8 protein-coding genes and 1 pseudogene are annotated in these 8,520 nt (G+C 46.0%); 4 read left to right on the plus strand and 5 right to left on the minus strand.

Going from position 1 to position 8,520, the window contains the following annotated elements; all coding sequences use genetic code 11:
* A pseudogene (locus OP495_RS15440) lies at positions 1-145 on the minus strand (transcriptional regulator); the annotation flags it as partial.
* Positions 146-149: 4 nt separating this feature from the next.
* Between OP495_RS15440 and OP495_RS15445 the strand changes: the two are divergent.
* From OP495_RS15445 to rarD, 3 genes are all read left to right on the plus strand, one after another.
* Positions 150-695, plus strand: coding sequence for a hypothetical protein (locus OP495_RS15445; protein WP_280570565.1), 546 nt, complete (start codon positions 150-152; stop codon positions 693-695).
* Positions 664-843: a hypothetical protein gene (locus OP495_RS15450; protein WP_280570567.1), complete on the plus strand. Its 180-nt coding sequence runs from the start codon at positions 664-666 to the stop codon at positions 841-843. Before OP495_RS15445 ends, OP495_RS15450 begins: the two co-directional genes overlap by 32 nt.
* A 1,078-nt stretch (positions 844-1,921) precedes the next feature.
* Positions 1,922-2,833, plus strand: coding sequence for an EamA family transporter RarD (rarD, locus tag OP495_RS15455; protein WP_280570569.1), 912 nt, complete (start codon positions 1,922-1,924; stop codon positions 2,831-2,833).
* A gap of 1,071 nt (positions 2,834-3,904) precedes the next feature.
* On the opposite strand, the gene OP495_RS15460 is transcribed toward rarD, so the two are convergent.
* From OP495_RS15460 to OP495_RS15470, 3 genes are all read right to left on the minus strand, one after another.
* A complete protein-coding gene (locus OP495_RS15460) occupies positions 3,905-4,360 on the minus strand; it encodes a ParB N-terminal domain-containing protein (RefSeq protein ID WP_280570570.1) in 456 nt (151 codons plus the stop codon).
* Positions 4,361-4,624: 264 nt separating this feature from the next.
* Positions 4,625-5,623 (minus strand): 2,3-diaminopropionate biosynthesis protein SbnB, encoded by a 999-nt coding sequence (sbnB, locus tag OP495_RS15465; RefSeq protein WP_280570571.1) that lies wholly within the window; start codon positions 5,621-5,623, stop codon positions 4,625-4,627.
* Positions 5,624-5,626: 3 nt separating this feature from the next.
* Positions 5,627-6,613 carry a pyridoxal-phosphate dependent enzyme gene (locus OP495_RS15470; RefSeq protein ID WP_280570573.1) on the minus strand — a complete coding sequence of 329 codons (987 nt, stop codon included), beginning with the start codon at positions 6,611-6,613 and terminating at the stop codon, positions 5,627-5,629.
* A 291-nt stretch (positions 6,614-6,904) separates the two neighbouring features.
* Between OP495_RS15470 and OP495_RS15475 the strand changes: the two genes are divergently transcribed.
* Positions 6,905-7,366, plus strand: a complete 462-nt coding sequence (locus OP495_RS15475; RefSeq protein ID WP_280570575.1) for an Lrp/AsnC family transcriptional regulator — start codon at positions 6,905-6,907, stop codon at positions 7,364-7,366.
* 149 nt (positions 7,367-7,515) lie between these two features.
* On the opposite strand, the gene OP495_RS15480 is transcribed toward OP495_RS15475, so the two are convergent.
* Entirely contained in the window at positions 7,516-8,400 is an 885-nt protein-coding gene (locus OP495_RS15480; RefSeq protein WP_280570577.1) for a DDE-type integrase/transposase/recombinase, read from the minus strand.
* Positions 8,401-8,520: the final 120 nt, after the last annotated feature.

Here is an 8,520-nt window from a genome sequence, read left to right on the forward strand (position 1 = left end):
CGAAGCCGAATACCCGCGCCGCCGCGTCGTTCCACGCCAGCACGTCCCAACGCAGATTCAGTACGTAGCTAGGGCGTGTCGTCAGGTCGTCCATCAGGCGCTTCACCAGAGGCGGCACCTGACACCAGGTCTTGCCCGGCTCGACGCGCGTGCTGGCCGCCATCGCCAGCCTGGGCATGTATACCTTTATCGCGCCGCTGATCGGCGCCCACGGCGAGCGCTCGGTGACGCCCTATCTGTGGGTGTGGGGCGTGGGTGGGGTGCTCGGCAGCTTCTTGATCGGCACTCTGGCCGACCGCTTCTCAGGCCCCAGGCTCACCTTCGCCATCATGCTGCTATTAGGTATCGCGTTGATCACCCTGCCACTGCTGCTTGGCATCAGCCCTTGGCTGGCGCTGATCCCGATTGCGCTGTGGGGCGCCGTGGGCTGGGCACTGCAGGTGCCCCAGAACAACGAGTTGATGAAAGCCCGCGAATCCCAGGGCGACGGCAATCTTGCGGTGGCCTTGAACGAATCCGCGCTATATCTCGGCAGTGCTTTCGGCGCCTCGCTCGGTGGGCTCGCCCTGGCGCTGCAGATGCCTGTCGACCTGCTCTCCATCGTCGCCGGGCTCGTGGCGCTATCGGGCATGGGCGTACAGGCATGGCTGCTGACGCAGGACCATGCAGAGCCTCGCCGCCTTTACCGGCGCTGACTACCAGTCACCGGGTGCGTTGGACTACGTCAACTTCCTCCGGGCAACTCAGCTGTGTACCAACGATGTGCAGCAAATAGCTTTCGCCTTCGAGCGTGCCGTCTTCAATGTCATTTTCAATAACCGGGACGATCATCCGCCTACCTGATGTCGCCTACGGGCCTATGGCAGCTGGCGTATGAGCTTTGGAGCATTCGACGTGAATATTGGCTGCTGCCCTTCCCTGGCGTGGAGCGATATGATTGAGATAGGGAAGATTGAGCATGCTCGTAACACTGCGATGTAAACGCATCATTACCGCTAACAACATCAAATCATGTGGCGAGAACCGCTCTGCTGAGTAACCTCACTCAACCAATGTCGGCCAACCTGATTCAGCACCTACCGCTTAGGCCAAAAATAATGCCAGGAAGCGCTGTTGCGATGGTCACCATCCCCTTAAGGTTTCGCTGTTTTTTTGGCGAGCGGCCCAAAGCCAGGGTATCGCTAGGCGTGATGACCACCCTACCCGCCATCTGGTTAACCGCGGACGGGGGTAAGCCAAGCAAAGCGCGGATGAGTAGCGGCACCAAAACGAGCCAGCTATTTGGTTTAAGCGCAAGCTTTGGGTTTGCCATGCAGCTTCACGTTCTTGGCCAGGTGCCCAACCACGTTGCTTTTTAGGCATCGCACTCCGTATGTTAAGCGGCGCCGTATGTTGTCTGCCCTTTTATCAATACGCAGGCTCGGCACGAAAGCGCTTTCCACTATTGGCAACTGCAGCGGGAGGTATCAGTGCATGGGGGCTAACGCTATATGCGTTAGCGGGGGCGAAGGCCAGCTTGCCATCATCAGCATCGTGATTGTATCGATGTACCCACTGATACCGGTCGTGTGTGGCTCGCTGCTGAGCAGGGAAAAGATGATTGTCACCAATATGATAGGTATACGCCTGCTCTGTTTTCTGGTCACTTTAGGGTATATAAGAATCAGTTCGGAAAGCGTAGATTGGGCAAATTCTTTAAACTCTAACCACCCTAGCAGCGCCTCAAATTTAACTCGTTGCGACGGCATGATGTGGAAGATCTTATTAAGCCAGTGACGCTAATCCATGGAAAGTGCGCATCAAACACCTAAAACGAAAAAATCTTGCGTGAAAGGCCTTAAAAAATAGTCATTTTTGATAGTGAATTATAGGAAAATAAAGCCCGAGCGAGCTAATTTTTCCAAACAGGTGCGGGTTAAAAATGAACACTACGATTGGAGTCACATTGAATGTGATAGCATCTTTCTTATTTGCATCCATGTTTGCCTACACTTCTCTTCTTACCAATCTTAATGGGGAAGAAATTTTTGGGTGGCGTATGCTTTTAACATTCCCTTGTTTGACTGTATTTATCATAACAAGGGGATACTGGGGGCAAATTGTGACGATATGTCAAAGGCTCACTCAGAGCATAATGTTTGTTGTAACAAGGATTTTTTCAGCAGCAATGTTGAGCTTCCAACTCTGGCTATTCGTTTGGGCCCCTGGAAACGGTCATGGCCTATCAGTATCCCTTGGCTATTTTATAATGCCGTTAACAATGGTTCTTATAGGAAAAATAGCTTTTCAAGATAGAATGACGGGGTATCAGAAAGTAGCATGCTTTTCCGCGTTGCTTGGCATACTTTATCAAATAGGGTTTTCTGAAAATATTGCCTGGCCGACCTTGGCTGTAGGGTTGGGATATCCAGTGTATTTCTGGCTAAGAAGAAAAACAGACACGAACAACATTGGGGGCTTGTGGGTGGACATGGTTTTGAGCTTACCAATAAGTATAATCTTTATTTATTCTGGCGGAGAAATAACATCAGACATCTTGGGTAATATAGATACATTGTGGCTAGTAATAGGACTTGGAGTATTGAGTGCCTCTGCCCTCACATTTCAAGCTTTATCAGGCCCTCACCTTAACTTGACACTTTTTGGACTACTAGTATATGTAGAGCCAGCTTTACTTTTAGTAGTCGCCTTAATACTTGGGGAAGAAATCAAAGCTTCAGAATGGCCTACCTACTTGGCAATATGGTTTTCCGTATTTCTTCTTATAGTAGAAGGCGTCACTAGCCTTGGCATTAACAATAAGTTTAGAAGAAGAAAAAACATGCACATCTAAATATTAAAACCCTACTCTAAGCCTTAGTGCCAGTGAGTCAAAATTTTCATTAATTCACTGACAGCGCGATATTCCGGTATTGGTGATTTACTAATATTGGATTTCTATGAATTGTAGTCAAGAAATTGTTCGTGTCTCAACTAAAAATTTTACCAGCCTCTCAGATACTCTCCCCCCCGATTTGATTAACAAATTAATGGGGCACGCCGGCGTCACTTTGCGAAGATCCCTTGAGTTGGATACAGCTAAACGTATTTTCGAGAAAACGCAGGCTTGAGGCACGAACAAACGCCTCACCCTTATTTGCGTATTACCTAAAACTCTTAAACTTCGACGAAGTAGTATGGAAAATACCTGACACACCAGACAGTGAAGAACTTTTAAACGAGCGCCAAATGCCTCCGGAGAGGCGCGCTACCTACAAGTGCGAATGGTGTGCCAACATGATCAGCTACCTGATCAAAAAACAGTGTTTGGCAGTATCTCAACTAGCGAAGTTATGTTAACGACGATTTTTTCAATAGACCTGCAACAGAAGCCAGTGAAATGGCCAAATCTCCCACGAGGTTAGAAGCACCAAGGGCAAAAGCATAAGGTGCTGACGCATATGACCGATCCGCTGCGCTTTCATACTACTGACGACACTATGGAACTCTATAGTAACCGCTGAGAATAAAGCTGTGTTCTCTATAAATGAACCAATCGCCTCTGGGCGACCAGCTGACATTGCGTAGTCGCACACCGGCCATAGTTCTCTGGGGGGCATTGATTACCAATAAATTGGTACATTTTCAGCTGGCACGAATGCCTTGTAGCTTGGAGAAAAATCACTCAAACCATTTGAACTTTCGTTAATCTGCATATTTTATTATAAAGAATATATCTATGTTGCCATAGCGTATCGCCGAGACGTGTTCCCGAGGAAATGAGCTTGATGTTAAAGATGTCACCTGCTTTTTACTATTTGGCCGACGAAGAAGGTCGCACCCATGTGTTTTAAGGGCACAACCAGAAAACATTAAGATAGAGAATAGCCAGATCGCATCATGCCCTAAGCATGATTTTTTAATATTAATAGAATAAGTCACTTAAAGGAATTTTTAGACTTGGCAATGGAACTGCAAGGTCGTGTTTTGTGCTTTTTAATGGAAGAAGCACACCCGATAAAGCTGCAGCAACGATGTCTTCAGGGCTGAAAATTTCTCCAGACTCCCACCCACTAAGAAGAACTCTTGGGTCACCATAGCTAAGCTTTACTACTGGTACTTTTTTTACGTTTAACTTCAAAGCGACAGCAGTACGATGGTGGCCGTCCATGATAGCCAGCGAATTTTGATCAACCAAGATAGGAGTAGTCCAAACTCCCATTTTCTTCACTCTGTCTATCAGTTTTTCTACTCTTAACGTGTCGTGACGTTCAGTTGGCAAAAGAGTCCCAGGCGGTTCGTATTCGACTGAGTAGTCCAAGTGGGAAATATTCTCTTCCCCGACAATTTTGTGCGGCAATTTTAAAGAATCGCTGTGCATTCTACTAACTCCTAAACTGTAAACTTATCAACCTGCAAACCTTGGCTCCAACCCAGAAACTCGATACTTAAAAATTTAAACTCATAGAACACCACCTTTCTTTTTGAAAGCCATATTAATCTAGGCATAAATTCGAGCATCACCTTGCTTTAAAAAAATCTTATTATGCCCCTAACTATTCTCAAGAAATCTTTCATAAAGACTTTCAAAATATTCGAATAGCATTTACTGAAAACCGTACTGGCTAAGAAAATTGAATAAATATCACAAACGCTTCATATCTGGCAAAAAGCCTTCAACGTCTACAGTAGATGCATCATCATATTTGTATTTATATATTTGATAAGCTAGGGCTAAATCTAAAACTCCCAAGCCAAAAGGTGAGATAACAATTGGCTTGCTAGTGTCGTCTTCGAAGCTACCGTCTAACACATCAGCTATTACAGCGTTTATGAAACCCCTATTACCTAGCTTTTGCTCAGTTAGATGGCAAGAAGTCTGCGCTTTCAAGCAATGATCAATATCATCTACCACATTGACCGAGTTTTCTATAATTACCGGGGACAGATCTCGTAGTGAGATATTAAGAATCACCTGCCGCTTGAGGTCTATATCGCTCATATCAATATATGGATTTTCAGAAGTTGTTGTCAATATCACTAAGTCAGAGTCAAAGGCTTCTTTCAGAGTGGAAGCAATTGTGCATTTATCAAATTGATTATTCCTCTCTACGAAGCTTCCGACATATTGTTCATTAATGTCATAAATAATCAATTTTTTTATATCTATACCAAGCGCCACTACATAATTAATTGTCTTTTGACCCAACACTCCACAGCCTACCAGGGTCACTGTATTAATTTCCCTTCCTCGTGTACTCAATGCACCCACAGTCATTGCACCAGATGCAGCCGTTCGATGTGCGCTTATTTGAGAAGCTTCTAGTAAAGCTAATGGGTAGCCTGTTTGATAATCGTTCAGGACCATAGTGGCAGAGGCACGCTGAAGATTTTTTTCGATGTTACCAGGATAGCTGGCAATCCATTTAATGCCTAAAATCTGAGCCTTCGGATCGTTGATAGAAGCTGGGAGTGCTATAATTCTATTCTTATCATTATCCGGAAATTTCAAAAAATAACTATCTGGATTGTTTGTGGAGCCATTTTTATGCATCAAACAAGTTTCTCCAACCACCTTTAGTACAGATTCAGTGTCCTGATCAAGATAATTGGAAATTTCAACTCCTTTGATTACCTTAAACATTATTTATAACTCCACTTGGTAAGTTTTGGGTTCATTGCTGCTAAGTTTCACGTTGCGCCATTCACTCCCAAATTTTTCATCGCACCACTCATCATTGTACATAGTGTCTATATACTTACTCCCTAAATCTGGCGAGATGGCTACCAACACTTCGTCTGTTGCATTAGCATCCTCATACATGCCAGCGAGCACAGTACAAGTAGAGGCACCAAGTAATAGCCCGTACTTTTTTGCGATGTACCTAGAGACAGCAACAGTATGACTTTCCTTAACACTAATCAGGCGATTGAAACTTTCTTTTTGGAAAAAGATTGGTGGTACACTAGCGCCCAGCCCGGGAAGATATCTTGGACTGGCATTTCCTCCAAAAGTTACTGAGCCAACAGAGTCGACTGCTATTAGATCTATTCCAGGAAAGTATTTTTTAAAGTAATCAGATACGCCCATAGCAGTGCCAGTAGTGCCTGCACCGACATAAATTTTACGCACGTCTGAGCAATTAATATTTATTTGATGAGCTGTTTCTGAAAAGTGTATAGCAGGGTTCGCCTCACATTCATACTGGTTGAGCCATATGATATTATTGTCATGTACAAGTCGTTCTCTAATGAATTCTTTCCTGGTTCCGAGATAACCACCAGATTCATCTTTAGTATTCACGACCACTACACTTGCACCCATTGCCTTCATAATAGCAATGTTAGTTGCATTGGTATTAGGATCAACGATGCAAATGAACTCGTACCCCCGGCTAGCCGCTATCATACTCAGCGCAACGCCTAGATTGCCAGAACTCGACTCTATAAACCTTTTACTTTTCTTTAGTCCACAATTCTCTTCCGCGTAATTTAAAAGTGCTTTAGCAGTACGAAGCTTAATAGAGTCAGCAAAATTCATGCCTTCTAGCTTCAACGTCACATCAAACCGCTCAAAGCAATTTCTTAGAATTATGAAATCATTTGCTCGAACCGAATCTTCAACTGCTTCCATGATATTACTCATCTCGAACGCCTTTACGTAAATTTTCCGGGAATCAAGTTTTCTCATGACGCTTGAGGAGAAATCATGACTCGTAAGACTTTAGTCTTATATAAGATAAAGCCTGCAATGCCCTACACTTACGTCGAGCTTAAACTGACATTAGGCTCAATTTAACTCTCGCCTGTGTCGCTTTTGCAGTTATATTATGGCAAAAGATTCTGATTAGAAATTGCTTTTACACAAGAAAAAGATATAGAATTTTGCGAATTCAGGTACTTTTTCGATAAGAGTCTTCGTTTTATGAATGCTAAAGATGCGGCACTACTAAACCTGCTACAGAATGATGCAAGCTTAACTCTCGAACGCTTGGCGGACGCAGTATCACTTTCAGTGCCTGCAGTTCAACGTCGCATCAAGCGTTTGCGTGACAGTGGAGTAATAAAGGGCAATGTCATCATTGTAGATCCGGCTGCCGTTAATATGAGCATGACCTTTATTGTCATTGTCGAACTCGAAAGGGATCGATCTGAACAGATAGAGGCATTCCGGCGTAAAGCTATGAAGGAGCCATTGGTTCAACAGTGCTACTATGTCACAGGCGAAGGTGATTTTGTAATTATTAGCATTGCCAGGAATATGGAGGACTTTGAAGCCATGACACATAGGCTTTTATTCGAAGACAGTAACGTGCGCGGTTTTAAAACCTCTATATCCATGGGAAAACCTTACAAAACGCTTTACGTTCCAATAGAAGAATCTTAACTTAATGTTCCCGAAGCGTAATGCTTTGGCTACCTCAGAAATCATAAACATGAATCGCAGACCACGTAGATGATGTTCTTGTTTTCAACTTCTTAATTGATAGCTCCTATATCACTCAGCGTAAGCGCCTTTAAATTAACTTTTTGATCCTATGAGAGTCGCACCGACGTCGGCATGGTACAAACTACAAGAATAAAAAGTCCGGCAATGCCGCCCTGTACCCTGGTTTCTGCACACCCTACGCCGTTAATGTGGGGTGTGCTCGGGGTGCCACGTAGTCCAGAGACTGATATGGCCGTTCTTCGTTGTAATACCGGATCCAGCGACTGATCACGACCCTGGCTTGGCCCAGCGACTCGAAGCGATGGAGCCAGATGCACTCCTCCTTCAAAAAGCGGAAAGCGCTCGACAAGCCCGTTCTGTTCCGGTGTATACGGAGTCGTGAACGCCTGCGTGAGGCCATAGGCCTTCACCGTGACGGTGTGGTGACGACTGCTGAAAACGAGCCCGTTATCTGATCGCAAGGACAACGGCTGCTGAACACGTCCCAGCGCCCCCAGCCGATAGATCCGTCCTTCCTCCAGCGCCACCTCAGCGGTCTTGCTGCTGCCATTGTCCGATAATCGCCAACCGAAGATCTCTCGTGTGCAACAGTCGATGATGCCCGCCAAGCTGGCTCGCCGATCCTTACAGCACCACACATGAATCAGATCCATGGCCCAGCGCTCATCGGGTCGTGAAGTAATCGACGGCAAGCTTCTGGCGCGAGGTCGGAAGCCTTGCGGTCGCTTGCGCACCTGCCAGCCTTTGAGCTGCAGGATGCGCTGGATTGGCTTCCGGTTCTCACCCAGCACACACGCCAGCCGGCGATAGCCGTAGCTGGGAAAACGTTCCAGCGTCAGCTTCACCCGGACCGTCAGATCCGTATTCACGACACGCTGCCGCGCCTTGGGCCGGTCATACAGACTTCGCCGGGGAAAACCCAACCAGCGGCAAAGTTTGGCAAGTGATACCACCTGGCCTTCCTGGGCCATTTCCGCCTTCAGCGACCTTACGAGTTCTCGTCCTCGTCGAGCAGGCGACGCCACTTTTAAAGCGCGTAGATCTGCCGTTGGGCCTCGCCCAGCGCCTCCTTGGTTTCCCGCAGGTCGGAC

The organism is Chromohalobacter sp. 296-RDG, from assembly GCF_029889885.1.
Classification (GTDB): domain Bacteria; phylum Pseudomonadota; class Gammaproteobacteria; order Pseudomonadales; family Halomonadaceae; genus Chromohalobacter.